General features: G+C 68.1%; 22 protein-coding genes and 1 tRNA gene. 8 read left to right on the top strand and 15 right to left on the bottom strand.

Annotated features, from left to right (window positions below; translation table 11 throughout):
* Nucleotides 1-256: hypothetical protein (locus ACFM35_RS15480; protein ID WP_378843680.1), on the top strand; the 256-nt coding region annotated here is incomplete at its 5' end.
* Nucleotides 257-333: 77 nt separating this feature from the next.
* Here ACFM35_RS15480 and ACFM35_RS15475 read toward each other — a convergent pair.
* On the bottom strand, nt 334-3,183 hold the full coding sequence (locus ACFM35_RS15475) for an FG-GAP repeat domain-containing protein (RefSeq protein WP_378843678.1): 2,850 nt from the start codon (nt 3,181-3,183) through the stop codon (nt 334-336).
* Between the two features lie 582 nt (nt 3,184-3,765).
* On the opposite strand from ACFM35_RS15475, the gene ACFM35_RS15470 reads away from it, so the two are divergent.
* Nucleotides 3,766-4,086, top strand: a complete 321-nt coding sequence (locus ACFM35_RS15470; RefSeq protein ID WP_378843676.1) for a hypothetical protein — start codon at nt 3,766-3,768, stop codon at nt 4,084-4,086.
* Nucleotides 4,087-4,589: 503 nt separating this feature from the next.
* Here ACFM35_RS15470 and ACFM35_RS15465 read toward each other — a convergent pair.
* Nucleotides 4,590-5,345, bottom strand: coding sequence for a thermonuclease family protein (locus ACFM35_RS15465; RefSeq protein WP_378843674.1), 756 nt, complete (start codon nt 5,343-5,345; stop codon nt 4,590-4,592).
* A gap of 103 nt (nt 5,346-5,448) precedes the next feature.
* On the opposite strand from ACFM35_RS15465, the gene ACFM35_RS15460 reads away from it, so the two are divergent.
* Nucleotides 5,449-6,039 carry a hypothetical protein gene (locus tag ACFM35_RS15460; protein ID WP_378843672.1) on the top strand — a complete coding sequence of 197 codons (591 nt, stop codon included), beginning with the start codon at nt 5,449-5,451 and terminating at the stop codon, nt 6,037-6,039.
* Between the two features lie 12 nt (nt 6,040-6,051).
* Entirely contained in the window at nt 6,052-6,261 is a 210-nt protein-coding gene (locus ACFM35_RS15455; RefSeq protein WP_378843670.1) for a helix-turn-helix domain-containing protein, read from the top strand.
* Here the strand turns inward: ACFM35_RS15455 and ACFM35_RS15450 are convergent.
* The 5 genes from ACFM35_RS15450 to ACFM35_RS15430 all read right to left on the bottom strand — a co-directional run bounded on the left by ACFM35_RS15450 (nt 6,258) and on the right by ACFM35_RS15430 (nt 9,481).
* Nucleotides 6,258-7,457 carry a tyrosine-type recombinase/integrase gene (locus ACFM35_RS15450; RefSeq protein WP_378843668.1) on the bottom strand — a complete coding sequence of 400 codons (1,200 nt, stop codon included), beginning with the start codon at nt 7,455-7,457 and terminating at the stop codon, nt 6,258-6,260. The two genes, ACFM35_RS15455 and ACFM35_RS15450, sit on opposite strands and share 4 nt — an antisense overlap.
* Nucleotides 7,458-7,743: 286 nt before the next feature.
* Nucleotides 7,744-7,816 (bottom strand) — tRNA-Arg (locus ACFM35_RS15445).
* Nucleotides 7,817-7,918: 102 nt separating this feature from the next.
* Nucleotides 7,919-8,482, bottom strand: a complete 564-nt coding sequence (locus ACFM35_RS15440; RefSeq protein ID WP_378843666.1) for an asparagine synthase — start codon at nt 8,480-8,482, stop codon at nt 7,919-7,921.
* A gap of 110 nt (nt 8,483-8,592) precedes the next feature.
* A complete protein-coding gene (locus ACFM35_RS15435) occupies nt 8,593-8,985 on the bottom strand; it encodes a DUF5684 domain-containing protein (protein WP_378843664.1) in 393 nt (130 codons plus the stop codon).
* A gap of 64 nt (nt 8,986-9,049) precedes the next feature.
* Nucleotides 9,050-9,481, bottom strand: a complete 432-nt coding sequence (locus tag ACFM35_RS15430) for a YdeI/OmpD-associated family protein (protein ID WP_378843662.1) — start codon at nt 9,479-9,481, stop codon at nt 9,050-9,052.
* A gap of 409 nt (nt 9,482-9,890) precedes the next feature.
* Here ACFM35_RS15430 and ACFM35_RS15425 point away from each other — a divergent pair, with 409 nt between their 5' ends.
* Entirely contained in the window at nt 9,891-10,307 is a 417-nt protein-coding gene (locus ACFM35_RS15425; protein WP_378843660.1) for a DUF4383 domain-containing protein, read from the top strand.
* Entirely contained in the window at nt 10,307-10,924 is a 618-nt protein-coding gene (locus ACFM35_RS15420) for a hypothetical protein (protein WP_378843658.1), read from the top strand. Before ACFM35_RS15425 ends, ACFM35_RS15420 begins: the two co-directional genes overlap by 1 nt.
* Before the next feature lie 21 nt (nt 10,925-10,945).
* Here ACFM35_RS15420 and ACFM35_RS15415 read toward each other — a convergent pair whose 3' ends face one another.
* From ACFM35_RS15415 to ACFM35_RS15400, 4 genes are all read right to left on the bottom strand, one after another.
* The gene (locus ACFM35_RS15415) at nt 10,946-11,899 is read right to left on the bottom strand and encodes an aldose 1-epimerase family protein (protein ID WP_378843656.1); all 954 of its coding nucleotides are present in this window, start codon (nt 11,897-11,899) and stop codon (nt 10,946-10,948) included.
* A gap of 38 nt (nt 11,900-11,937) precedes the next feature.
* A complete protein-coding gene (gene araA / locus ACFM35_RS15410; protein ID WP_378843654.1) occupies nt 11,938-13,449 on the bottom strand; it encodes an L-arabinose isomerase in 1,512 nt (503 codons plus the stop codon).
* Between the two features lie 49 nt (nt 13,450-13,498).
* A complete protein-coding gene (locus ACFM35_RS15405) occupies nt 13,499-15,103 on the bottom strand; it encodes an FGGY-family carbohydrate kinase (RefSeq protein WP_378843682.1) in 1,605 nt (534 codons plus the stop codon).
* Nucleotides 15,104-15,407: 304 nt separating this feature from the next.
* On the bottom strand, nt 15,408-16,430 hold the full coding sequence (locus tag ACFM35_RS15400) for a LacI family DNA-binding transcriptional regulator (protein WP_378843651.1): 1,023 nt from the start codon (nt 16,428-16,430) through the stop codon (nt 15,408-15,410).
* A gap of 183 nt (nt 16,431-16,613) precedes the next feature.
* On the opposite strand from ACFM35_RS15400, the gene ACFM35_RS15395 reads away from it, so the two are divergent.
* Together ACFM35_RS15395 and ACFM35_RS15390 are read left to right on the top strand one after the other, a co-directional pair.
* A complete protein-coding gene (locus ACFM35_RS15395; RefSeq protein ID WP_378843649.1) occupies nt 16,614-17,534 on the top strand; it encodes an oxygenase MpaB family protein in 921 nt (306 codons plus the stop codon).
* A 12-nt stretch (nt 17,535-17,546) separates the two neighbouring features.
* Entirely contained in the window at nt 17,547-18,392 is an 846-nt protein-coding gene (locus tag ACFM35_RS15390; protein WP_378843647.1) for an NAD-dependent epimerase/dehydratase family protein, read from the top strand.
* Between the two features lie 18 nt (nt 18,393-18,410).
* Here ACFM35_RS15390 and ACFM35_RS15385 read toward each other — a convergent pair whose 3' ends face one another.
* From ACFM35_RS15385 to ACFM35_RS15370, 4 genes are all read right to left on the bottom strand, one after another.
* On the bottom strand, nt 18,411-19,430 hold the full coding sequence (locus tag ACFM35_RS15385; RefSeq protein ID WP_378843645.1) for a LacI family DNA-binding transcriptional regulator: 1,020 nt from the start codon (nt 19,428-19,430) through the stop codon (nt 18,411-18,413).
* A 100-nt stretch (nt 19,431-19,530) separates the two neighbouring features.
* Nucleotides 19,531-20,556 (bottom strand): galactofuranose ABC transporter, permease protein YjfF, encoded by a 1,026-nt coding sequence (gene yjfF, locus ACFM35_RS15380; protein WP_378843643.1) that lies wholly within the window; start codon nt 20,554-20,556, stop codon nt 19,531-19,533.
* On the bottom strand, nt 20,553-21,608 hold the full coding sequence (locus ACFM35_RS15375; RefSeq protein WP_378843641.1) for an ABC transporter permease: 1,056 nt from the start codon (nt 21,606-21,608) through the stop codon (nt 20,553-20,555). Before ACFM35_RS15375 ends, yjfF begins: the two co-directional genes overlap by 4 nt.
* Nucleotides 21,605-23,221, bottom strand: a complete 1,617-nt coding sequence (locus ACFM35_RS15370) for a sugar ABC transporter ATP-binding protein (RefSeq protein ID WP_378843639.1) — start codon at nt 23,219-23,221, stop codon at nt 21,605-21,607. Before ACFM35_RS15370 ends, ACFM35_RS15375 begins: the two co-directional genes overlap by 4 nt.
* Between the last annotated feature and the right edge of the window lie 110 nt (nt 23,222-23,331).

Below are 23,331 nucleotides of genomic sequence, written 5' to 3'. Positions count from 1 at the left end.
ACTGTTCCCAGATTGGGGACGCGACTGGCCCTTGTGGGAATCGTTCACCGACCAGTACACACTCACTGCCGACGAGCTACACCTCAGTCCGCAGCTCGCGTCGGATCTGCACGACTGGAATTCGGAGCGGCAGAACCGTCAGGAGACTGACCCCTCGCCGCTGGGATGGATCGAGCGGGGCCGCGAGCTGTACGGCCGACTCCAGGAAGAACTCGCAGACGTCGCTGAAGTACGCCCTGACTTCGATTCGCAGTAGCCGATCCCCCGATGCCATCGCGCCGGCGGCCGAGCTCACCACGGACTAGATCTGGGGACGTCCTAAGTGACATCCGCTCAGAACGCGGTGAGGCCGCCCCGCTGGGCGCCCGTCTCCGACACCTTCGACACTGCCTCTTCCACGATCGTCAGGTAGTAGTGGAGCTGGCCGAGCGAGACCCACTGCGTCGTCTCGGTGGCACGGATGTCGGCGACAATTTCGGCGACGCTCCGATCGGGGAACATTTTCGTGAAGATGTCCGTCATCGATTCGCGGAACACCGAGCTGACCAGCGACGTGTCGAGCTTTTCGACCTTGAGCGCGTCATCGATCGCCCGTGCGGCCGCTTTGTTGGCCACAATCCCCTCCGGCACGAGCCTCCTCGCGTGGCCCTCGAGCAGCGCCCTGCGCTTTAGCCCGACGAGGCCCTTGAGCGGACTGTCGATCTCGACCTCCAGCTGCGGCACGACTTCCACGGGCTCGACTGCGCGCAATTGAGAGACGAGCGTAGCCGTGCGGATGTCGGTGAACCTGTCGAATTCGCCCTTCCGAAGCTGCTCGTTAAGGGTCGCGCTCATCCGGATCGAGTCGATGTTCACGATTTTTTCGAAGAAGCGGTCACGAGCGACCTTGCGGTCGAGCTCGATGAGTCGCTGTTTCTGCGTTCCCCACGACACCTCGAGATCGGCGATGCGCCGGAGGCACTCAGCCACGAGCAAGCGAAAACCGTCCGCGCCAGGGAAGGCCGACGGTACAAGCCACACCGTGTCGCCGTCGACCAGCTTGGCGGGTGACGTGTCGACGTTCCAATCGAAGAGCCCGGTGGTCGTCTGCCAGGCCCGCGGGAAGGCGCTGGCGTAGACATCCGCCGCTCGATCCACGAGTGCTCCGTTCGCCAGGATGTTTCGCAGCGCCGTGACCGTCGGCGCGAAGCCGTCGTAGTCCGCCTGCATCGAGGTGAGGTAGTCGGTCAGTCCGATCTTCGCGGCCGCCTTGAAGTTCTTCACCTCGTCGATCGGAGCGGGGTCGTTGAAGAGTTCGGCGAACACGTATTCGAAGAGGTAGCAGTTGCGCGTGACCAGATCCCATGAGCCCGCGACGGCGGGATAGAAGTTGATGGCGGTCTTATAGAACAGCGACCAGCGTGCGATCTCCGTGTCATCGTTGCGGTACATCTTCTGGTAAAAGCGGTGCGGCGCCTCGCCCGTCATCATGCTCACGGTGTCGGACCGCGACCACCACATGCCGTACGTGTTGGGCTGCCCGAACTTCTGCAACACATTGCCCGGGCTCGGCGTGTCGGTGAGTCCCGGGGCGTACACGCCCGTTGTCGCGACGGCGAGGTAGCGTTCGCCGGTTGCTGCGATCACTGTCTCGCCGCCGTCACAGCTTCCGTCGAACACCGCGAGATCCACGCTCTTGTCGCCCATGAGCGAGAACGCAGGTGCGATGTCGGTGAGGCGGAGCCCGCCGCTCTCAAACTCGATGTAGTGGAAGAACGCCGACGCAGTGGTGTGATCGCCCGTTGAGCTCCGGCCGGCCGCGCCGTGTCCGGCGAGGTAGACGAAAACGCGGTCGGCTGGCCGCACTACTCGGGCAAGACGGTTGATCAGCTCGATGCCCACCGATGCGGTGTTCGTATCTAGGATCGCGTAGCCGCGTGTCGCGAGCACTTGCTCGGTCTGTGCGACAGCTCCACCCCACTGCGGATGGTGGAGGAAAACACCCCACGCGTGCGCGTGTCCAGACAGCCAGTCGTTGTCGGCAGTGTTGAGACTCCAGCCCCCGAAGCGGGTGCCGTTGGGGGCAAGCATAAGCGCGTCACCGGCCGCTCCAGCGAGGCGCAGTATGCCTATGCCCCATGGGCTCGTCACGACGAGCTCGTCACGACCGTCGCCATCAACATCCATCGCCGGCCCGAAGCGGTTGTCTCGCGTGTTGAGGTTCCAGCCGCCGAGTCGCGAGCCGTTCGCCTGCGCGAGCAGCGAGGTCAGCGCGCCATCACGGAGAGCGAGAACGCCGATTCCCCAGTCACTGGTGACGATGAGCTCGTGCTTGCCGTCTCCGTCGACGTCGCCGTCCCCAACGAACGCATTGTGCGCTGCGTCGACCGTCCATGCTCCGGCGGATGCGCCATCGGCCACAAAGGCTTTCTGCGCGAGGGTCGCGCCGGACAGCCCGAGAACGACCAGGCCCGGCGGACCCGAGATGACGAGTTCCGCCTGCCCGTCGCCGTCGAGGTCGGCGACCGCCTCGACCCGGTCCGTGGCCGTGTTGAGCGTCCAGGACCCGAAAACCGTGCCGTTTGGCGCCATGACGATCGACACGAACGAGGTTCCGTCGAAGCGAAGGATGCCGAGTCCCCACGGGCTCGTGATGACGAGCTCCGCGCGTCCGTCGCCGTTGAGGTCCCCGACAGCGGGGATCCAGTTGTCGCCAGTGTTGAGCAGCCACTCCCCCAGGCGCGTGCCATTCGGAGCGAGCGTCAAAGAAGTCAGGGCGCCGCCGCGAAGCCCGAGCAGGCCGATGCCCCAGGGGCTCGTGACGACCACCTCGGCACGGCCGTCGCCATCCGCGTCCGCGGCGTGAAGGAACCGGTTGTGGGAGGTGTCGACGATCCAGCCGCCGAGCCGCGTCCCGTTCTGCGCCATCGCCCTGGTGGTCGTCGCGCCACCGGCGAACGCCGCGACGCCGATACCCCACGGGCTCGACATGAGCGCTTCATGCCGTCCGTCGGCGTCGAAGTCGCCGACGAGCTGCACTCGGTTCACAGACGTGTCGAGCAGCCATTCGCCGATGCGGCTGCCGTTCTGGCTCATGGAAGTCGCGGCGAGGCCGCCGCCGTCCCAGCCGACCACACCCAACCCCCAAGGGCTCGTCACCATGAGATCGGAACGTCCATCTCCGGACATATCGATGCGCGTCATTGCTTCCCCTTCTTTCGGCAGCGTCAGGCCGGCGCTAACGCTCAGGAGGGGAGTGCCGATCTCGTTGATACAACCACGGACAGATCAAGACGCTAGCTAGCGACGGTCTGATCGGTGAGGCTGTTCGAATCGCGAGACACGAAGACTGCACCGACGATAGGCTCCACAACCGCCGATGCGCAGACCGATGGTCTTGAGAAGAACGCAGTGTGAGCCCGTTGAGACGTCAGATGTTAGTGGGTTTGGTTGGGGTACTCGCCTCGCTGCTGCGCTGGAACGTGTCCCGGACTGCGGTCGGTAGGTCGAAACCATCGCCACGCGAGCCAGAATGAAGCTGCGCTCACGGCGAAGTAGATCAGGCTCGAGAGACCGACTCCCACGATGAGGCTCAGCACCCCGATTCCGAGGAACACGAGCGCAGCGAAAACCACGCACCACTTCGCGATTCGCCTAGCCGCGGTCAGAGCTTCTCACAAACACACGTCTAAATGGAGAGCACGCGTTCCCGGCAAGCCGATCGTCTTTCGGACGTGGACGCCCTCGGCATCCAAATGACGACTCGATTGATGGTTGCATGGTCGAGTGACCTGGATATGGACCTTACTTCTGGCTCTGCTGGGACAGGCCCTGTGCATCGCTTCGATCGTCGCTTATTGCCGTGCGCACCCGAACGCGAAGTATCCTGCGTGGCTGTCACCTGTTGGACAGACCGAGCGAGGCCGGCAACTTTACGGCGCGGGGACGTTCCTGACCACAGCTGGCGCGCTGATGACTGCTTATATTTCGGGCAGTGGCTTGGGTGGTGCGTTCATCGTCGTTTCTTGCTGGATTCCCGTGATCGTCATGATCATCGGAAGCAACATCGCTGCCGCCCGACGTCGTGCGCGGCAGCCTGAAACGTAGAGCTACCTGAGCCGTCCACGGATCTTTTGGGGCGCTTAAAAAAGCCCGATGGCGAGCAACAACAGCCCAGCCGTCAGGAGTGCCGGAACCGTCTCGTCCGCGCCGTCGTCCACGTGCTGAATCTACCGCTCCTACATGCTCCGTTGTTTTGTATGAACGGCCTACACCTCACCCCAGAGGGGCCTTCAAACCACGCACGCGCGATCTTGCTCGCCGTGTCAGATGGGGGTCCTCTGTCAGGCAAGAAACCAGATGGAGATCTCTATCGGGTACGAAACGAGAGTGTCTTGCCATCCGCCACGTTGATGGGTCGACGCCAGGGCGTAGTTGGCGGCCCTCAAACGCCGCTACCTCCTCCTTTGCACCGTGTGGATCTTGCATGTCCTGCGCCGGCGCATGAGGCGGGCTTCACTGATGGCGTAGGTACGGCATGGTGCAGCGCGCTGCGGTGGCCGGATCGCGGGAAGTTCGAACCGCCGGAACAGTCGGGAGGGTGCTGGCTCTCACTCGCAGGCGAGGCCGTCGCCTTCGCCGTCGCCGTTGTTGCCTGTGCCGTTGGCGAACCAGTCGTAGATCGCGGCCTCTGAGGGGTTGTCCCGTGAGAAGGGGCCGGTGGGGTTTCCGTGGGCGTTGTTCTTGAGCTTCGTGCACGACGTGTACTGCCGCCACCACTCCTCGGCCACCGGCGCCGGGACCGGCACTTCTGCGGCCTGTTGTTCTGCTGCGATCCTCGCCTGCTCTGCTGCGTCAGCCGCGGCCTTGCAAGCGACGGTCGTAACGGCCCCCGCGGCGTCGGATGTCGCGATCTGCGCGGCGTGGTAGTCCGCCTCGCGGGGGTGGGAGGGGTAACCATCCGTCGAGTCATACCGGGCGATGCCAAGACCGGCCGCCAGTATCGACAACCCGACATCCACACCCTGTTCGGTGTCGACGTAGCGGAGCATCCTGCCGTGCCGGTCCTCGTCGTACTGCCCGTCGGGAAAAGTCAGGATGATGGGATCGCCCTCGCTCAGCAGAGAGGCGACGAAAACCGACGCTTCCGCGTACCCGCATGCGCCGCGCTCAGGCGCATCGACTCCAATGATTCGCACGGTGCCCTCGCTGGTCTCGATCGTGTCGCCGTCGACCACGGACGCGAATCTCACCTGCGCGGCCGCAACAGGCGTGGACGACGTCGCGGAACCGGCCGGGGATTCAGGTGCGCACCCCACCAGCAAACCCACCACGATCAAGACCACCGCACTTCGCACCCCACGCATGAGGCTGAGCCTAGGACGTGGCAGCTCCAACCTTTCGCACCACGAATATCTGTGCCACCCTTAGACATGTAAGGCTGTGGCTTGGTTACGCAACACTAGGGAGGTGAAAGTCGACGTGCGAACCCTCACCGGCTCCAAGATCCGAACCCGTGATGCCACTCTGCCGATCGGAACCGGACTACGGATCGTGCCGCAGTTCCGTGCCACCGCCACCGGACAACTCGACGTTCCCTTCGACACGAGCATCGAAGTGCACTACTCCCCTGCTGACGGCCGCTACGTGATCGCCGAAGCGACCTTCCGCGCCCGACCCGGCGAAGAAGTCAACGCTGTCCGGTTGCGGCTCGCTCGCACCGCGGACGTGCTGAAAGCGTCCGCCCCCGAGTGCATCACCTTCGACGCGCTCGACGATGGCCACTGGGTCAAAGCCAGCGAGTTCGCCCTCTCCGCAGACCGGATCCTCCCACCGTTCATCGTCGCGCAGCTGCGTCAGCGGAAGAACACCGAAGCCCGCATGGACGCCGTCGAGATCGTCTACGGCGTCGCTGCCCTCTCCGGCCTACCCCCCACCCAAGCTGTGCAGAACGAGATGGGCATCCCCCACCGCACCGCCGCGGACTGGATCAGCAAAGCCCGCGACGCCGGACGCCTCGAAGGCATGGCCTACGTCGCCGGTCGACGGGTCGATGGGTAGGGTGACGGGCTGATGGTCACCGCAATCCGCGACCGCGTCTCCGTCGACCACGTAACCGCGGCCGAGATCCTCGGTATCAGCCCCTCGCGGCTGCGCCAGCACGTGCGATTAGGTGACGTCGTTCCGCACTTCTCCGGCTCCAAGCCGCTGTATCTGATCTCCGAGTTGCAGCGGTTCGTGGAGGCGCTGCCGACTCATCCTGAGCACCTGCCGACTCTCTAACTCGTCCGCAGGAACGATTCGAGTGTGGCGACTCCATCCTGCGATTCCTGCTCGAGCTGGTGCGTGTACCGGCGGGAGATGTCCTCGGACCCGTGTCCGGAGATCCGTGAGTACACGACCCACGGGATGCCAGCATGCTCAGCCATCGTCGTATAGGTGTGCCGCAGCCAGTGCACGGTCGCGGGTCGGTCGATGCCGGCGCCCTCGAGAGCGGCGCGGAACGCGATGTTGCTGTCGGTGTTGGACAGCGGCTTGCCGTCGGCGCGGTGCCAGACGAGATCGTGCGGATTCGCGCCGTCCGCAGCATCCAGGTGTGCGCGCAGCAGGCTGACCACCTCGGGCGTGAGCGGCGCGTGCCGTGGCTGCGAGGACTTCGGTCGCACCGCGACCCACCGGCCCTCCAGTTCGCGAGCTTCGAGGTTGGGGGCGATGTCAAGGACACGCTGTGGACACGTCCCGGCGCGCACGTGCCCGCAGGTACCGCCGCAGCCGTGCCGAGAGGTGACTTCGGCCAGGCTCCAAGAGATGTGCGCGATGCCCCTCTCCAGATCCAAGTCCGAGGTGCGCAACGCCCGGATCTCGCCATCGCGCGCGCCGGAGAGCAGGGCGAGCGTCCATCGGGGGTCGCCGGCGGAGAGCAGCGCTTCGGCTTCGGCGCGGGTGAGCGAGTCCCTGTGGCTGGGGGCCTGCTTGGGCATGTCGACCGATTCGGCGACGTTGCGCGAGATGAGTCCTTCGTCCACGGCGTAGCTGAGGAGCGCGGACAACGTACGGTGAGCGCCGGCGACGGTCGCTGGTCCGACCTTGCGGGCGAAAACCGCACTGTGCAGACGCCGGACGTCGGATGGCTTCAGGTCGGCGACGATGCGGTTGCCGAGGAGAGGGACGATGTTTGTGGCGATGTGGGAGCGGTAGCCCTGCATGGTCTTGGGCTTCAAACGGTCCCCCGCATCGGCGAGCCAGAGGTCCGCGAGCTCGGACACCCGGGTGTGATGGTCCAGCGGTCCGCCGTGCTCGGCGATCTCCTGCATGAGTCGGCGAAGCTTCTTCGCGCAGTCTTCGCGCGTCTTGGCGTGCACGTACTGCTGCCGTCGGCGCCCGTCGGGCGTGTAGCCGTTGTCGACGACGCCGCGCCACAGTCCGCGCGCTTTCAGTTCGTAAAGCGCGCCCTGGCCATGGTCCCGCCTCTTGGGCATGCCCGCAGACTACTCGTAGTGCACACATGTGTCTGTGTGCATGTTGGAGATGTAGCTGATGTGAGGCGGCGCGTCGCGCTTACCGGCCGCGCCGGCGGGAGATTCGCCACGCTATGGCTGTGATCCTGCCCATCGAGCGTGCCCGCAGAACTCTTCTAGTGCACACATGCGTGCACACATAGGGGTACATTTCGTTGTCTTGAGGGGGTCACAGGGCCTGCACCCGTTAACACAGAAAACCCGCGGAATTCCGCGGGTTTTCTGCTGTTACTGTCTCAACACAGTGTGCGCCCGAAGAGACTCGAACTCCCAACCTTCTGATCCGTAGTCAGATGCTCTATCCATTGAGCTACGGGCGCAAAACCCACGCGCGAAACGGCGCGCGGGCCAGCGACCAGAATAGCCCATCCCGCGCGTGGTCGCGAAATCGGCGGGAACCCCGTCACGCCTGCTTCCCCGCGTCAGTGCTTCTTCTTGGGCACCCTGCCGGTGCTCCGCTGGTGTGCCGCCAGACGCTGCAGGTCAACCAGCCGCAGCGCCTGCATGCGGGCGGTGCGCATCCGGGCGTAGTCCGGATCCGAGTCCGCGGTCATCCCCTCCACGCGGAGGCGACGCTGCAGATTCTGCTCCACGTCGCCCCACGCGGCATCCCGCGCTTCTTCGACGATCGCTCCGACAGTCTCCGGGTCGTCCGCCATCTCGCGCAGCTTCGCGGCGACGCGCACATACTGCCGGTAACGCTTGCGGAGGTTCCGCATGTCGCGATCGCGATAGTCATGAGTGCCGTCCGAGTCGGTGAACTTGCCCCACGCCCGCTTGCGCTGCTTCTTCACCAGTGCCGCGGCGTGTTCCTGCTCCGACGCCAGCGACTGCAGTGTCTCGCGAGTGAAGTCCGCGACCTGCTCCCGATCGAACTGTCCACCCTGGGCGATGGTCTCCACCAGGATGTGGTTGCGCACGACGAGTCGTGCGGCGGAGGAGGCGATCGAGACTCCCTCGGCGACAGCATCCGAGGACTTACCCATTCGCACCCCGTTCCCTCACCTCGAGATTACCGTGCAGGCCGCTCGCCCGGAGTCCCCCGGAACGACGAAGGCCCGCCGTCTCCGGCGGGCATTCGAGAGCGATGCCAGGTTCAGGCGGCGACGGACTTGCGGTACTCGGCCGATCCGAAGCCGAGGATGAGGTATCCGATGAGGGAGAACAGCCAGAGCAGGACGACCGAGAACACCGCACCCTTGCCGAACGCGGCACCGAGTTTGATCGCGAGGATCACGCTGAACACGACGTTCACGATCGGGATGATCAGCAGCAGGAACAGCCACCCGTTCATACCGGCGATCTTCACCAGGAAGTACATGTTCACGAAGGGGATGATCGACAGCCAGCCGGGGACGCCGGCCTTCGTGAAGATCCTCCAATAGGCGATGACCAGCACGATGTAGACGATGAGGCCGACGATGAAATGACCGGGGCTGAGTTGATACATGTCCGCGCTGATCGGCGAGGGAGTCTGCAGAGAGTTCATGCCGCTCATGTTAGGGGCAAGAAACGTTTTCTGTGTGTTTCCTGAGTGTGTCGCGGCTGAATGCTCACACGGTGACGGATGCCACGACCGCCGCGATGCGACGCGCTCGCGTGTCTTCTGCCTTCGCGGAGGTGACGCTGGTCACGTGTGCTTTGGCCTTGCTCGGCGAGAGCGCGTCGAAAGCGGGCCGTGCGCCGGCGTCTGCGAGCGCCGCAGCGAGGTCATCGGGTATCTCCACCGTGCGCGGGGCCGTGTCGACCTCGATGTCGACGGTGATCGCGTCTCCGCCCGACAACCCCGTGGCCGCCCGCTTGTCGGACGAGAACGGGATCAGGAACCTCCCCGCCATCACGCCGACCGTGCTGCGGTACGCGAACCCGTTCACGACGACAGCGAGGGCCGGCCGCTTCCCTGCGCCCAATTCCTCGATCTGCTCCGGACTCACCTCGATGCCGGTGTTGTTGCCCATGGCCAGCAGCGTGGTCTCGAAGCGCATGGGCCGAGTCTGGCAGCGCAGGCGCACGAGCGGAAGAACCTCGCGGCCGACGCGGAACAACGTCGGCCGTCATTAGCGACCCGGAACCCCGCGCGCAACCCCACCCCGGACAGCGCTCCGTCCGCGTAGTGTGTGATCAGATGCAGACCGCGGCAAGGAGGCCGCGGGAGCACGACATTCGGATCCGGGCCGATCAGATCGAGGATCGATCCTGCCGCGGATCCGAGCGCGACCCCGGCCTGGCGGCCGGACATCCGGTGGGCCTCTGAGAGTACTCGGGGGCCTTCTGGCATTGCGCCGGGGCGCCCTCGGCGCCGGCCCCGCACGGTGGACCGTCCCATCCGTTCCCCCTGCGACTCCGAAGTACCCGTATCGCGGCACCGGCCGCGAGCACTCACGGAGGTCGCACATGCGTCAGTCACCCAATCGCCTCGTCGCCACGATCTTCGGCGCGGTCTACCTGCTCGTCGGCGCTCTCGGCTTCGCCGTCACCAGCGGCGTCAGCTTCATCGCCACCGAGGGCGGGCTGCTGCTCGGAATCTTCGAGGTCAATCCGCTGCACAACATCGCGCACCTGCTCATCGGCGCCGCCCTGCTGATCGCCGGCCTGTCGTCGGTCGTCGCCGCCAAGACCGTGAACTCGCTCATCGGAGCGGTCTACCTGCTGCTCGGCGTCGTCGGGTTCTTCCTCGTCGGCACCGACCTGAACGTGCTCGCCCTCAACACGCCCGACCACTTCCTGCACCTCGCCAGCGCCATCGTGCTGCTGGGCACGGGCCTGGCCGCCGACCGCGTCCTGCGCACATCCGAGGGCCGGACGGTCTGATGACCTTCGGCGCCCCGGTGCTCTCCGCGACGGTGACGGATGCCTCGGCATCCGTCACTCCGCGGAACACGGTCGTCGCGGCCCAGGACGCCCTCACGATGAATGGGGTCCGCTGGACCGCGTCGTGGCCGGCACTGGTCGCATGGGGCGCCGCACTCCTCCAGCTCGCACTCGGCGCCGGGCTCCTCACGGGGGTGGGATGGGGCGCATGGTCGGGGGTGACCGGCGCATCCCTCGTGAGTCTCGGCATCGGCGGGCTGGCCTGGGGGGCAGTGGCACTCACGCGAGGGCGAGTCATCGTTCCTCGCGTGGGTGTCGCCGCTGCTCTCGCAGGGATCGTCCTGAGCACCGCCGCTCTCGTGATCGATCCCGAGCGTACGAGCATCCTGGCCGTGGCCGCGGCATCCGCTCTTCTGATCGCGTGCGGCATCTCCTGCGCGGTCGCGGTCCGCAGCGGGCGCGTCCGCGCGGACCGCCACGTGGGAATTCTCGGTCTGCTCGTCGCCGCGACCGTCGTCGCCGCGGTGGTCACGCCCGCGCTCGGATCCACCGAGGCCGGCCGGAATGCACCCGATCACGGCGGGCACGACATCGTCTTCGTCGAGCACGGACACTGAGTCCCGACGGTCGATGAGGGATCAGGCGATCGCGACGATCCGCCAGTGCGCGGTGGACGTCCCGCCGGGCTCGATCACGATCAGCCCGGTGTCGTAGGGATAGGCATCAGCGTTGAACGCGTCGGGAGCGCACGTCATCGGCTCGACCGCCAGGCCGATGCGGTGGTTCGGATTCGACGGGCCGTCCGGCTGATCGGCCGTGTGCACCTGCACCCAGGGGCATGCCGCATCCCAGATGATCGCGACGCCTCGGCCCGCGGCATCCGTCACCCGTACCGTCGTGAGACCGTCGGCGTCGGGGAGGAGGCCCGTGTAGGCGTGGTCGATCTCGACGGCGCCCAGAGGACGCGCCCGGCGGAAGTCGAAGCGCTCGGGGTCGGAGTCGTCTACCCCACCGAGGCCGTCAGGAAGCAGCCGCTCCCCGGCCACGGCGAGGACGTCGGATGCCGGCAGCTCGAGGCTCCACGAATCCAGCGCCGACTCCCCCGCGCTCAGATACGGGTGCGCCGATGTCCCCCAGGGGACGGATTCGCGGCTGTCGTTCGTCGCGATGACGGTCTGCGTGAGGCCCTCGGAGTTCAGGGCGAACGTCGTGGTGACCGTCACCCGCCACGGGTAGCCGATCTGCGGCTCGATCACGGCGGCGAGCGTGACGTGCGACGCGCCCTTGTCGATCGCCTCGAACTCCAGCCACCCCGCCAGGCCGTGCAGCGCATGCGATCGCCGCGGCTCGGTGAGTGCGAGCTGACGTTCCACCCCGCCGAAGACGTACCGTCCGTCGATGATGCGGTTCGGCCAGGGGGCGAGCGTCGCGCCCCGGAAGTTCGGTCGCACCTCGTCGGCGTCGAACGGCACCGTCAGGTTGCGGCCCTCGTACGTCAGCGAGCGCAGCGACGCCCCGACGCTCGCGATGACGGCCTCGTAGCCGCCGGCTCGAAGAGAGTGCTGGGTGCCCGAGAGCGGAGTGTGCGCCATGGGTCGGCCTTTCTGGAGAAGTGGGTGGCTCGCCTGAGTCAGAGGCCCTGGGCGAGACGGTAGTAGGCCTGATTCCACCGCAGCTCGCGACGGAAGTCGCGCACGGTCGTGTCCTCATCGATGACCACGAGCTCCGTGCGCGCGATCTCGGCGAAGTCCCGGAACACATCGATGCCGACGGCCGTCGTCATCACCGTATGGTGTGCCGCACCGGCTTCGAGCCAGCAGGCCGCGCTCGTCGCGAAATCCGGCGCGGGCTTCCACACCGCGCGACCGACCGGCAGCTTCGGAAGATCGGGCGCCTCGACGTTCTCGACCACGTTCGCCACGAGGCGGAACCGGTCGCGCATGTCGCTCATCGCGACGACGAGAGCGGGCCCGGGGTCGGCGGTGAAGACGAGCCGCACCGGATCCTGCTTTCCGCCGATACCGAGCGCATGCACTTCGAGGCGCGGCTTCGCCGTGGTCAGCGAGGGCGACACCTCCAGCATATGGGCTCCCAGGATCCGCTCCCCTCCCGGCACCAGATCGTAGGTGTAGTCCTCCATCAAGCTGGCGCCGCCGGGAAGTCCCGAGCCCATCACGTTGGCCACGCGCACCAGGATCGCTGTCTTCCAATCACCTTCGGCGCCGAAGCCGTAGCCCTCGGCCATCAGCCGCTGCACGGCCAGCCCGGGCAGCTGGGTGAGCGCTCCGAGGTCCTCGAAGCTCGTGGTGAAGGCGCCGAAGCCGCCCTCTTCCAGGAACGACCTCAGGCCGAGCTCGATGGCCGCCCCGTCGCGCACGCTCTGATGGCGCTCAGCCCCCGGCAGCAGCTCGTGCGCGACGTCGTAGGAGGCGACGTATTCCTCCACGAGCGCATCGATCTCGGCATCCGTGGCGTTCTGCACCGCCTCGACGAGCTCGTTCACCCCCCACGTGTTGACCTGCACGCCGAACCGCAGCTCGGCCTCGGTCTTGTCGCCCTCGGTGACGGCGACGTAGCGCATGTTGTCGCCGAAGCGTGCGAGCTTGAGCGTGCGCGACGCGGTCCACCCGGCGGCGGCGCGCTGCCAGTCCTCGATCTGCCGCTGGACGGCCGGATTCGACACGTGCCCGACGACGGTCTTCCGCGCGACCCCGAGACGCGTCTGGATGTAGCCGAACTCGCGGTCACCGTGGGCGGCCTGATTGAGGTTCATGAAATCGAAGTCGATGTCGGCCCACGGCAGCTCGACGTTCGCCTGCGTGTGCAGATGCAGGAGGGGCTTCTGCAGGGCGTCGAGCCCGGCGATCCACATCTTGGCCGGACTGAAGGTGTGCATCCAGGCGATGACGCCGATGACGTCGTCCCGGGCGTTCACCTCGAGGGCGAGGCGGCGGATGCTGTCGGAATCCTTCAGCACCGGCTTCCACACGACCTTCACCGGGAGCCCTCCGAGACCCTCGACCACCGCGCGGGACTGCTCGGCCACCTGGGCGAGCGTCTCCTCGCCGTAGAGGTTCTGGCTGCCGGTGACGAACCAGACCTCATAACCGTCGAGGGATGTGGACAGGGGCGTACGGGTCATGGTTTTCAGCTTTCCGGTCGTGGAGCGAGCGAAGTGAGACGAGACGTGCTCAGAGGGCGACGACGGCGGCGCGTTCGACCGCGAGGCCCGCACGGTATCGGTCGAGGTAGCCGGCGAAACCGGCGACGTCGGCCGGGTCGGGGTCGACCACGGCGATCTCGGCCGTGGCGAAGACGCGCTGCGTCAGGTAGTCGCTCAGGTCGAGCTCGCCGGCCGAATCGAGGTAGGCCGCGAGCACCGCGACGCCCCACGCCCCGCCCTCCGACGCCGTGGCCGCCACGGCCACGGGAGCGGCGAGTGCACCCGCGAGCATCCTCTGTGCGACGCCGGCGGTGCGGAACAGCCCGCCGTGCGCGTACATCTTCTCGAGCGCGACGTCCTCGGCGGCGAGCACGCGCATGCCGAGGCTGAGGGTGGCGAAGACGCCGTAGAGCTGGGAGCGGACGAAGTTCGCAAGAGTCAGCCTGCTGTCGGGCGTGCGGACGAACAACGGCCGCCCTTCCGCGAGACCGGCGATCGGCTCCCCCGCCAGGTGGTTGTACGCGAGGAGCCCGCCCGCGTCCGCGTCACCGTCGAGCGCCGCGGCGAAGAGGATGTCGAAGACGCCGTCGCCGTCCAGCGGGGCGCCCGCGGCCGCCGCGAACTGCCCGAACATACCGGCCCAGGCCGCCAGCTCGCTCGCGCCGTTGTTGCAGTGCACCATCGCCACCGGATCGCCGGCGGGGGTCGTCACCAGGTCCAGCTCGTCGTGCACCCGTGCCAGCGGGGATTCGAGCACCACCATCGCGAAGATGCTGGTGCCGGCGCTGACGTTGCCGGTGCGCGGGGCGACGGAGTTCGTCGCGACCATGCCCGTGCCCGCATCACCCTCGGGCGGGCAGAACGGCACACCGGGCTGCAGCGCCCCGGAGGGGTCGAGGAGGGCCGCGCCGGCGGCCGTCAGCGCACCGGCGTCCTGACCCGCGAGCAGCACTTCCGGCAGCAGCTCGACGATCGGAGCGGGCAGGCGATCGCCGACGAGGCGGTCGTAGGCTCGCAGCATCCGCTCGTCGTACGCCCGCGTCGCGGCGTCGATCGGGAACATGCCGGATGCGTCGCCCACGCCGATCGCGGTGCGGCCCGTGAGCTGCCCGTGCACGTACCCGGCCAGCGTCGTGAGGAACGAGACCCGCGGGACGTGCTCCTCGCCGTCGAGGACCGCCTGGTGCAGGTGGGCGATCGACCAGCGCAGCGGGATGGTGGCGCCGAACAGGTCGGACAGCTCGGCGGAGGCGGCGCCGGTCGTGGTGTTGCGCCACGTGCGGAACGGCACGAGCAGCTCGCCCGCGTCGTCGAACGCCAGGTAGCCGTGCATCATCGCCGAGACGCCGATCGCCCCGAAGGTCGTCGGGCGCACGCCGTGTCGAGCCTCGACGTCGGCCACGAGTGCGGCGTAGGCGGCCTGCAGCCCCGATCGGGCGTCGTCGAGCGAGTAGGTCCAGACCCGGTCGACGAAGGCGTTCTCCCACGCGTGGCCGCCGACCGCCAGCACCTCGGCGGTGTCGCGGTCGATCAGGCACGCCTTGATGCGGGTCGAACCGAGTTCGATGCCCAGAGCCGTCCGGCCGGCGAGGATCGCCGCCCGCGCCGTACCCGCGGAGCCGACAGCCGACACGGATGCTTCGCCGTTCGCGGCCGCGAGGGGCCCGGTCGTCTCGTCGTCGGTCACGGGAGTCCTCCATCGGTCTCGGTGCGTCCTCCCCATGTTACCGGTAACACGGGGTTGCCGCCATCCACGTCGGGTCCGGGCGGGGCGCCGATCAGGCCGGCTCGTGGCCGACCGCGTCCCTCAGCTCTGCTCAGCGTGGCGGTGCGTCGTCCGGCGGTCACACTCACCGGCGTGTCGTCACAGCGAGCAGTCATCCGGGACCCGGCACCTGGGGAGCCGGGGCGAAGCGCCCCGCCAGGAGGATGTCGGGTCAGGGCCGCGCGGCGCCCAGAGGGGCGGTCGAATCCCGCACCGCCAGCACGGGCGGTACGACCGACGGTGGACCCTGGGTCGGCGCGTCGACGGCCAGCACCGCCGCCACGACGCGCGCGGCCTCGCCGGCGATGTCGAGGCGCACCGTGGTGAGCGCGGGACGGTAGTACGCGGCATCCGGATTGTCGTCGAAGCCCGCCACGCTGACGTCGTCGGGCACGTCGACACCGGCCGCTTCCAGCCCGGCGATCAGTCCGAGCGCCATCTGATCGTTCGCGACGACGACGGCCGTCGGACCGCCCGGAGCGCGCACGGCGGCGGCCACGCGGGGGGCGGCGGCGGCTCCGGAATCGGCCGACCAGTCCCCTGCCCACTGCGGACCGGTCTCCAGACCGCGCGCACGGAGAGCGGACTCGAACCCTGTCGCGCGCGCTCGCTCGTCCCACCAGTCACCGGGACCGCCGACCCGGGCGATCACGCGGTGGCCCAGATCGGCGAGGTGGCCGACCACCAGCGCGACGCCGTCCGCCTGCCGCTGCGCGCCCGAGCCCTCGTGCAGAGCGGCCAGCGGCACCCGGAGTCCTGCGTCGGCCACGATGCGCTGCGTGCGGATGTGGGGCGCGATCAGGATGACCCCGTCCACCCCCTGGGCGCGGAGGTGGTCGACCGCTGACCGCACCGACGCCTCGTCGCCCGCGTCGGCGTACACCGTCGCCACCCAGCGCCCCGCGGCGCGCGCAGCGGCCTCGACGGCCGCGATCCCGACCGACGGTCCGTACAGGGTCGAATCCGAGGCGATGACGCCGATCGTGCGCGTCGTGCGCGTCCCGAGCGAGCGGGCGGCGTTGTTGACCCGGTAGTCGAGGGTCGCCATGGCCTCGCGCACGCGCTGTCGCGTGTCTTCGCGCACGTTCGGCACATCGTTGATGACACGGGAGACCGTCTGCGTCGACACCCCCGCCAGGCGCGCGACATCCCGCACCCCGACCCGGGGAGCGTGTTCCGCACCGGCTGCGCTCATCGTGCTCAGGCTAGTGGTCCGCCTGCCCGCGGTGGCATGACCTCAGGGCGCTCGGCGGTCGCGCCGCCCTCTGGGGCGATCCCGCGAGAAGGAGCGATCTGCGGGCCACGACCCTCGCCCCGGTGGGGCGTGCGACGCTGGAATCATGCCCGTTCTCCCGCGCCGGCGGCTCCCGATGCCGTCATGACCACGCTCCCACTGCGCGCACGCCTGCTGACCGCCCTCGCCGGTGACCCGGACGGCACACCACCCTGGGTGCTCGAGCTCGCCGACGGCGATGACACCGGGCTCTTCCTCGAGGACGGGCCCGCGTGGACGGTCCATGCGGGCACCGCGACGATGGTCGCCGGCATCCGCGCCCTGCTCATGCAGGCGCTGCATCCCGGAGCCCTCGCCGGAGTGCACGACTGGTCGCGGTACCGGGAAGACCCCCTGGGACGCCTGAGCGGAACCGTGCGATGGATCATCTGCGTCACGTTCGGCTCGCAGGCGCAGGCCGAACGCGAGACGGCGCGGGTGGCGCGCTTCCACACGCGGGTGACGGGCGACTATCGAGCCGGCGACGGGACCCCCTCGTCGTACAGCGCCTCGGACTCGGACCTCGTCGAATGGGTGCACATCGCCTTCACCGACTCGTTCCTCACCTGCCACGAGGCATGGGGCGCGCCCATCCCGGGCGGTCCCGACGCCTACGTGAAGGACTGGGCCACGGCCGGACGGCTCATGCGCCTCGCCGAACCGCCGCAGACCGCCGCCGACATGCGGGCGCGCATCGACGACCTCCTCGCCCGCGGAGTGCTGCGCGGCGACATCGGCGACGAGCATCGGGTCGCGGACGTCGTGAGCTTCCTGCGGCGACCGCCCTTCGAGGGATCGATGAACATCGCGTACCGGTTGCTCTTCGCCAGCGCCGTGGCCACCATCCCCGCACGGTACCGCCGACTGCTCGGCATCCGGCGTTCGCCGTTCCCCGTGGTGACGCTCACCCGCCTGGTACTCGCCGTCACCGGCAGAGCGCTCGGCAGCGGACCGCGCGCGCAGGACTTCGCCCGGGAGCGTCTGCGACGGCTCGCCGCGGGCGGCCTCGACGTCGTCGATGCGTGACAGGCTGACACGATGCGCATCGCCCTCACCGGATCATCAGGAAAACTCGGCACCGTCGTCGCCCGCGAACTGCGGGCGTCCGGCCACGAGGTCATCGGTCTCGACGTGGTCGGCACACGGTCCGCCGACTTCGTGCAGGTCGACCTCACCGACTACGGGCAGGTGGTGGACGCCCTCACCGCCGTCAACGACACGCACGACGGGTTCGATGCCCTCGTGCATCTCGGAGCGATCCCGGCTCCCGGCATCCGTCCCGACGTCGCCACGTTCCACAACAACATGCCGGCGACCTTCAACGTGTTCTGGGCGGCCATCCGCCTCGGCATCCGCAAGATCGTCTACGCGTCGAGCGAGACGGTGCTCGGCCTCCCGTTCGACGTACCGCCGCCCTACATCCCGGTCGACGAGGAATACCCCGCGCGGCCGGAGAGCGTGTATTCGCTCGTCAAGCACCTCGAAGAGACCATGGCGATCGAGCTCGTGCGCTGGCACCCGGATGTCTCGATCACCGCGCTCCGCTTCTCGAACGTGATGGTGCCCGAGGACTACGCGGAATTCCCGTCGTTCGACGCCGACGCGCGTGCCCGCAAGTGGAATCTCTGGGGCTACATCGACGCTCGCGACGGTGCGCAGGCGATCGCGCGCGCTCTCGAGGTGGCGCCCCCCGGGTTCGAACGGTTCATCATCGCGGCGGCCGACACGGTCATGTCGCGTCCGAACGCCGAGCTGATCGCCGAGGTCTTCCCCGAAGTGCCCGTCAAGGCCGGTGTCGGCGAGCACGAGACCCTGCTTTCGATCGACAAGGCCCGCCGGCTGCTCGGTTTCGATCCGCAGCACTCCTGGCGCGACGAGGTCTGATCCCCCGCGGTCGCCGCGTCAGACCGCGCGCGTGCTGCCGCGCACGACGAGCCGAGGCGGACGCGGCGCGGGCGGGACGGCTCCCGCCTGCTCGTCCTGCAGAAGGGCGAGCACCGCGATCATGGCGTCGCGCCCGAGGGCGACGAAGTCCTGACCGATCGTGGTCAGCGGCGGCGAGAAGTGCGCCGCCTCGGGGATGTCGTCGAACCCGATGACGCTCACATCCTGAGGCACGCGCACGCCCGCGGCACCCAGCGCATGCAGCAGCCCCAGCGCCATCTGGTCGTTCGCGACGAAGACCGCACCCGGCACACCGTCCTCCAGCAGCGCCTCGCCGGCGGCGAACCCCGCGTCGGGTGTCCAATCCCCCCGGGTGTGCTCCCCGATGGGCAGTCCCTCTTCGATCAGCCGGTCCCGCCACCCCCGCAGACGCTCTTCGGCATCCATGGATCCTGCGGGGCCGCCGATGTGACGGATGTCGCGGTGACCGAGCTCGATGAGGTGCGAGACCGCGGTGCGGGCGCCGCCGTACTGGTCGATGGTCACCCGCAGCGCGCGTCCGCGCGACTCCGACGCCACCGCGACCAGCGGCACACCCAGCTCCCACCCGTCGAACGCATCGAGTGCCGAGCGCTCCGCGGCGATGAGCACGATGGCCTCGACGTTCTGCCGGATCAGCAGCTCCGCCGCCGACCGCAGACTCGGGCCCGCGGCATCCGCGATACTCGTCGTGATCACGGCGTACCCGGCGTCCCGCGCCGACTCGTTGATCGTCAGCACGATGCTCGAGGGCCCGTAGTCGGGCAGGCCTGTCGCCACGACGCCGATCGTGCGCGAGCGGCGGGTGACCAGCGCCCGTGCCGCCTGCGACGGCACGTAGCGCAGCTGCCGGATCGCCTGCTCGACCCGCTCCCGCGTCGCGGGACGGACGTTGGGAAGGTCGTTCAGCACCCGCGAGACGGTCTGATGCGAGACTCCCGCGAGGCGTGCGACGTCGAAGATCGTCGCTCCCCGCGTGCGGTCGCCGTTGCTGCTCACCTGCCCCGCCGCATCCCCCCGCGCGCGCCGGTGCGCGCCTGATCACCCATTATCACGGCATCCGGTGCGGGGTCCGAATGGACCACGCCCGCATCTGTCCTCATCGCCTGCGCGCGGTGAGCACCCGCTGCAGGAGGATGAAGACGAGCAGCAGCGCGCCGATGAAGATCTTCGTCCACCACGACGACAGCGTTCCTTCGAACGTGATGATCGTCTGGATGATGCCGAGCACCAGCACTCCGAGGACGGATCCGAGCACGAAGCCGTACCCGCCCGCGAGGAGGGTGCCGCCGATCACGACCGCGGCGATGGCATCGAGTTCGGTGCCGATCGCGGTGAGCGGATACCCCGACAGCGTGTAGAAGGTGAACAGGATTCCGGCGAGCCCCGAGCAGAATCCGCTGATCACGTAGACGAGCACCTTCGTGCGTGCCACGGGAAGCCCCATCAGCATTCCGCTCTGCTCGCCGCCTCCGATCGCGTAGACCGTGCGGCCGAGTCGCGTCTGGTGCAGCACCCACACCGCGACCGCCACGACCACGACCACGATGATGACGCTCGGGGTGATCGAGAGGCCGCCGCCGAGGGGGATGCGTGTGACGGCGAGCGCGATGAACCCCGGATCGGTGATCGAGATCGAGTTCTGGCTGATCACGTAGCACAGGCCGCGCGCGAGGAACATCGCGGCGAGCGTCGCGATGAAGGGCTGGACCTTGAAGTAGTGGATCATCAGACCGACGAGCAGGCCGAGCACGCTTGTGCAGATCAGGATGATGGGGATCACCGCCGCGGGCGCCCACCCGGCCTGCAGCAGGCTCGCCGCGATCATCGTCGAGAGGGCCACGACCGCACCCACCGACAGGTCGATGCCGCCGGTCAGGATCACGAACGTCATCCCGACGGCGAGCACGATGAGGTAGGCGTTGTCGACGAACAGGTTCAGGAACACCTGACCGGTGAGGAAGCCGCGGTAGCGGACGCCGCCGCCGATGAACACGACCAGGAAGAGGATGGCGGTCACCAGGACCGGACCGTACTTCGGACTCGTGAACGTGTCGCGGATGCCCGCGCCGATGCGCTGCAGCGGGGTCGCGGGCGTCCGCGGGGAGAATGCGCCGGCGCTCATGCCGCCACCACCTCCTCCTTCTTCTTTCCGGCTCGCAGGGCGAGCTTGCGACGGAACGAGGCGAGCGCGTCGTTCGTCGTCGGCGACTGCAGCAGGCACACGATCGTGACGACCGCGGCCTTGAACACCATCGTCGCGATCGGCGGGATGCCCACGGTGTAGACCGTTGTGACGAGGGTCTGGATCACGAGCGCGCCCACCAGGGTGCCGGCCAGCGAGTATCGCCCGCCGGCCAGCGACGTGCCGCCGATCACGACGGCGAGGATCGCGTCGAGCTCGATGAAGAGGCCCGTGTTGTTGGCGTCGGCGGCCATCGTGTTGGCGGTGAGGATGAGTCCCGCCACCGCGGCGCAGACCGCGGCGAAGGTGTAGACGGCGAACAGCAGGCCCCGCGCGCGCACGCCCGCCTGACGGCTCGCCTCCGGGTTGATGCCGACGGCCTCGATGAGCATGCCGAGCGCCGTACGCCGGGTGAGGACGGCGGCCACGAGGAAGATGAATGCGGCGATGAAGACCGCGATCGGCACCCCGAGCCAGAACCCGGCGCCCAGTGACTTGAACGGCGGGCTGTTCACCGTGAGGATCTGACCCTCGGTGATGAGCATGGCGATGCCGCGCCCGGCTGTCATGAGGATCAGGGTGGCGATGATCGGCTGGATCCCGAAGACCGAGACGAGGAATCCGTTCCACAACCCGCAGACGAGACCCACCGCCAGCGCCACCACGATCGCCACGGCGACCGTACCGGGATTGGTGGGGTCGGACGATCCCAGCAGGATGCTGCAGGCCACGGCTCCGGAGATCGCGCAGACCGCACCCACGGAGAGGTCGATCCCCCGGGTCGCGATCACCAGCGTCATGCCGACCGCGACGATCAAGGTGGGAGCGCCGTTGCGCAGGATGTCGATCAGGCTGCCGTAGAGGTTGCCGTCGCGGATGGTGATCGAGAAGAACCCGGGGAAGGCCAGCACGTTGATGAGGAACAGTGCGAGCAGCATGACGATCGGCCAGAAAAGGCGACTGGCGAAGGTGCGGGCGAGGACGGTGCTCATGAGGGGGCTCCGGGTCGGTCGTCGGCGGATGGAGATGACACGAGGGTGCCGGCAGGCGCGTCGTCGGCCCCACCGTCGGCGATGAGGGCGAGCAGGCTGTCGACGCTGAGGTCGTCGTTGTCGAGGTCGGCGACTTTCTGCCGGTCGCGCATCACGACGATGCGGTGGCTCAGGCGCAGCACCTCCTCGAGCTCGGCGCTGATGTAGACGACGCTCATGCCGTTCTCGGCCAGGCTGAAGACCAGCTTCTGGATCTCGGCTTTCGCACCGATGTCGATGCCGCGGGTCGGTTCGTCGAGGATCAGCAGTCGCGGGGCGACAGCCAGCCAGCGCGCGAGCAGCACTTTCTGCTGGTTGCCGCCCGAGAGGTTCCGCACGATCGCATCGGGGTTCGCCGGGCGGATGTTCAGCGCCTGAATGTAGCTCTGGGCCAGTTCGTCCTGCCGCTTCTTCGGGATCGGGCGGAACCAGCCCCGGTCGGCCTGCAGGGCGAGCACGATGTTGTCGCGCACCGTCAGCTCGTCGACGATGCCCTCGGAGCGCCGGTTCTCGCTCGAGAAGGCGATCCGACGCGTGAGCGCCTGACGCGGGGTCCTCAGCCGCGTGGGCTTGCCGGCGAGCGTCAACTGGCCGCCGTCGGACCGGTCGATGCCGCCCAGCAGCCGCGCGACCTCGGTGCGGCCCGAACCGAGCAGGCCCGCGAAGCCGACGATCTCGCCCTCGTGGATGGTGATGTCCACCGGCGACACCGACCCGCGACGACCGATGCCCCGCGCGCGGACGAAGACCGTGGCATCCGCTCCCTCGGCCTCGGCCTCCTGCACGCGCTGCTCGAGATCTTCCAGGGTTGTGAGCTCCTTGCCGATCATCTTCTGCACGAGGTCGATACGCAGGAGATCGGGCGTGAGGTACTCCCCGACGAAGCGCCCGTTGCGGAAGACGGTGAGACGGTCGGCGATCTCGTACACCTGATCGAGGAAGTGCGACACGAAGAGGATCGCCACGCCGTCGTCCTTGAGCGAGCGGATGATGCGGAAGAGCTCGGCGACTTCGTCGGCGTCGAGGCTCGACGTCGGTTCGTCGAGGATGAGCACGCGCGCGTCGATGTTGATCGCGCGCGCGATCGCGATGAGCTGCTGAATGGCCAGCGAGTGCGAGCCAAGGAGCGAACCGGGGTCGACGTCCAGACCGAGCCCCTCGAGGACCGTCTTGGCGGTCCTGCGCATGCGGCGACCGTCGATGGCCCCGAATCGACGCGGTTCGCGGCCCAGCATGATGTTCTCGGCGACCGACAGGTTCGGCAGGAGGTTCACCTCCTGGTAGACGGTGCTGATGCCGGCGTTCTGCGCATCCGCCGGACCGCGGAACGACACGGGCGCGCCGTCGAGCACGATCGATCCCGAGTCGATCTGGTACACCCCGGTGAGCGCCTTGATCAGCGTGGACTTGCCCGCGCCGTTCTCCCCCATCAGCGAATGGACCTCGCCGGGGAACATACGGAACGAGACGCCGTCGAGCGCCTTCACACCGGGGAAGCTGATCGAGACGTCGGTCATCTCCACGACCGGACGAGGGTGGGCGGCGGGCGCGGCAGGCCGGGTGAGCTCAGTCATCCTGTGTTCTCCGTCGAACGGGGCGGGCGGTGTGTGTCGAGCGTAGAGGTGGGGGGGGCGGCCAGCGCGCCCCCCCCCAAAGGCCCACGGGAGACTGGGGGGGGGGGGGG

This window comes from Microbacterium songi (genome assembly GCF_042747925.1).
Lineage (GTDB): Bacteria > Actinomycetota > Actinomycetes > Actinomycetales > Microbacteriaceae > Microbacterium.
This window is presented reverse-complemented; position numbering and strand designations above follow the sequence as displayed.

Bases quoted from the DNA above. Each gene is read 5' to 3' on its own strand.
- ACFM35_RS15475 (WP_378843678.1), bottom strand. From the start codon at position 3,183: ATGACGCGCATCGATATGTCCGGAGATGGACGTTCCGATCTCATGGTG.
- ACFM35_RS15465 (WP_378843674.1), bottom strand. From the start codon at position 5,345: ATGCGTGGGGTGCGAAGTGCGGTGGTCTTGATCGTGGTGGGTTTGCTG.
- ACFM35_RS15455 (WP_378843670.1), top strand. From the start codon at position 6,052: ATGGTCACCGCAATCCGCGACCGCGTCTCCGTCGACCACGTAACCGCG.
- ACFM35_RS15450 (WP_378843668.1), bottom strand. From the start codon at position 7,457: ATGCCCAAGAGGCGGGACCATGGCCAGGGCGCGCTTTACGAACTGAAA.
- ACFM35_RS15440 (WP_378843666.1), bottom strand. From the start codon at position 8,482: ATGGGTAAGTCCTCGGATGCTGTCGCCGAGGGAGTCTCGATCGCCTCC.
- ACFM35_RS15435 (WP_378843664.1), bottom strand. From the start codon at position 8,985: ATGAACTCTCTGCAGACTCCCTCGCCGATCAGCGCGGACATGTATCAA.
- ACFM35_RS15430 (WP_378843662.1), bottom strand. From the start codon at position 9,481: ATGCGCTTCGAGACCACGCTGCTGGCCATGGGCAACAACACCGGCATC.
- ACFM35_RS15425 (WP_378843660.1), top strand. From the start codon at position 9,891: ATGCGTCAGTCACCCAATCGCCTCGTCGCCACGATCTTCGGCGCGGTC.
- ACFM35_RS15420 (WP_378843658.1), top strand. From the start codon at position 10,307: ATGACCTTCGGCGCCCCGGTGCTCTCCGCGACGGTGACGGATGCCTCG.
- ACFM35_RS15415 (WP_378843656.1), bottom strand. From the start codon at position 11,899: ATGGCGCACACTCCGCTCTCGGGCACCCAGCACTCTCTTCGAGCCGGC.
- araA (WP_378843654.1), bottom strand. From the start codon at position 13,449: ATGACCCGTACGCCCCTGTCCACATCCCTCGACGGTTATGAGGTCTGG.
- ACFM35_RS15400 (WP_378843651.1), bottom strand. From the start codon at position 16,430: ATGAGCGCAGCCGGTGCGGAACACGCTCCCCGGGTCGGGGTGCGGGAT.
- ACFM35_RS15395 (WP_378843649.1), top strand. From the start codon at position 16,614: ATGACCACGCTCCCACTGCGCGCACGCCTGCTGACCGCCCTCGCCGGT.
- ACFM35_RS15390 (WP_378843647.1), top strand. From the start codon at position 17,547: ATGCGCATCGCCCTCACCGGATCATCAGGAAAACTCGGCACCGTCGTC.
- yjfF (WP_378843643.1), bottom strand. From the start codon at position 20,556: ATGAGCGCCGGCGCATTCTCCCCGCGGACGCCCGCGACCCCGCTGCAG.
- ACFM35_RS15375 (WP_378843641.1), bottom strand. From the start codon at position 21,608: ATGAGCACCGTCCTCGCCCGCACCTTCGCCAGTCGCCTTTTCTGGCCG.
- ACFM35_RS15370 (WP_378843639.1), bottom strand. From the start codon at position 23,221: ATGACTGAGCTCACCCGGCCTGCCGCGCCCGCCGCCCACCCTCGTCCG.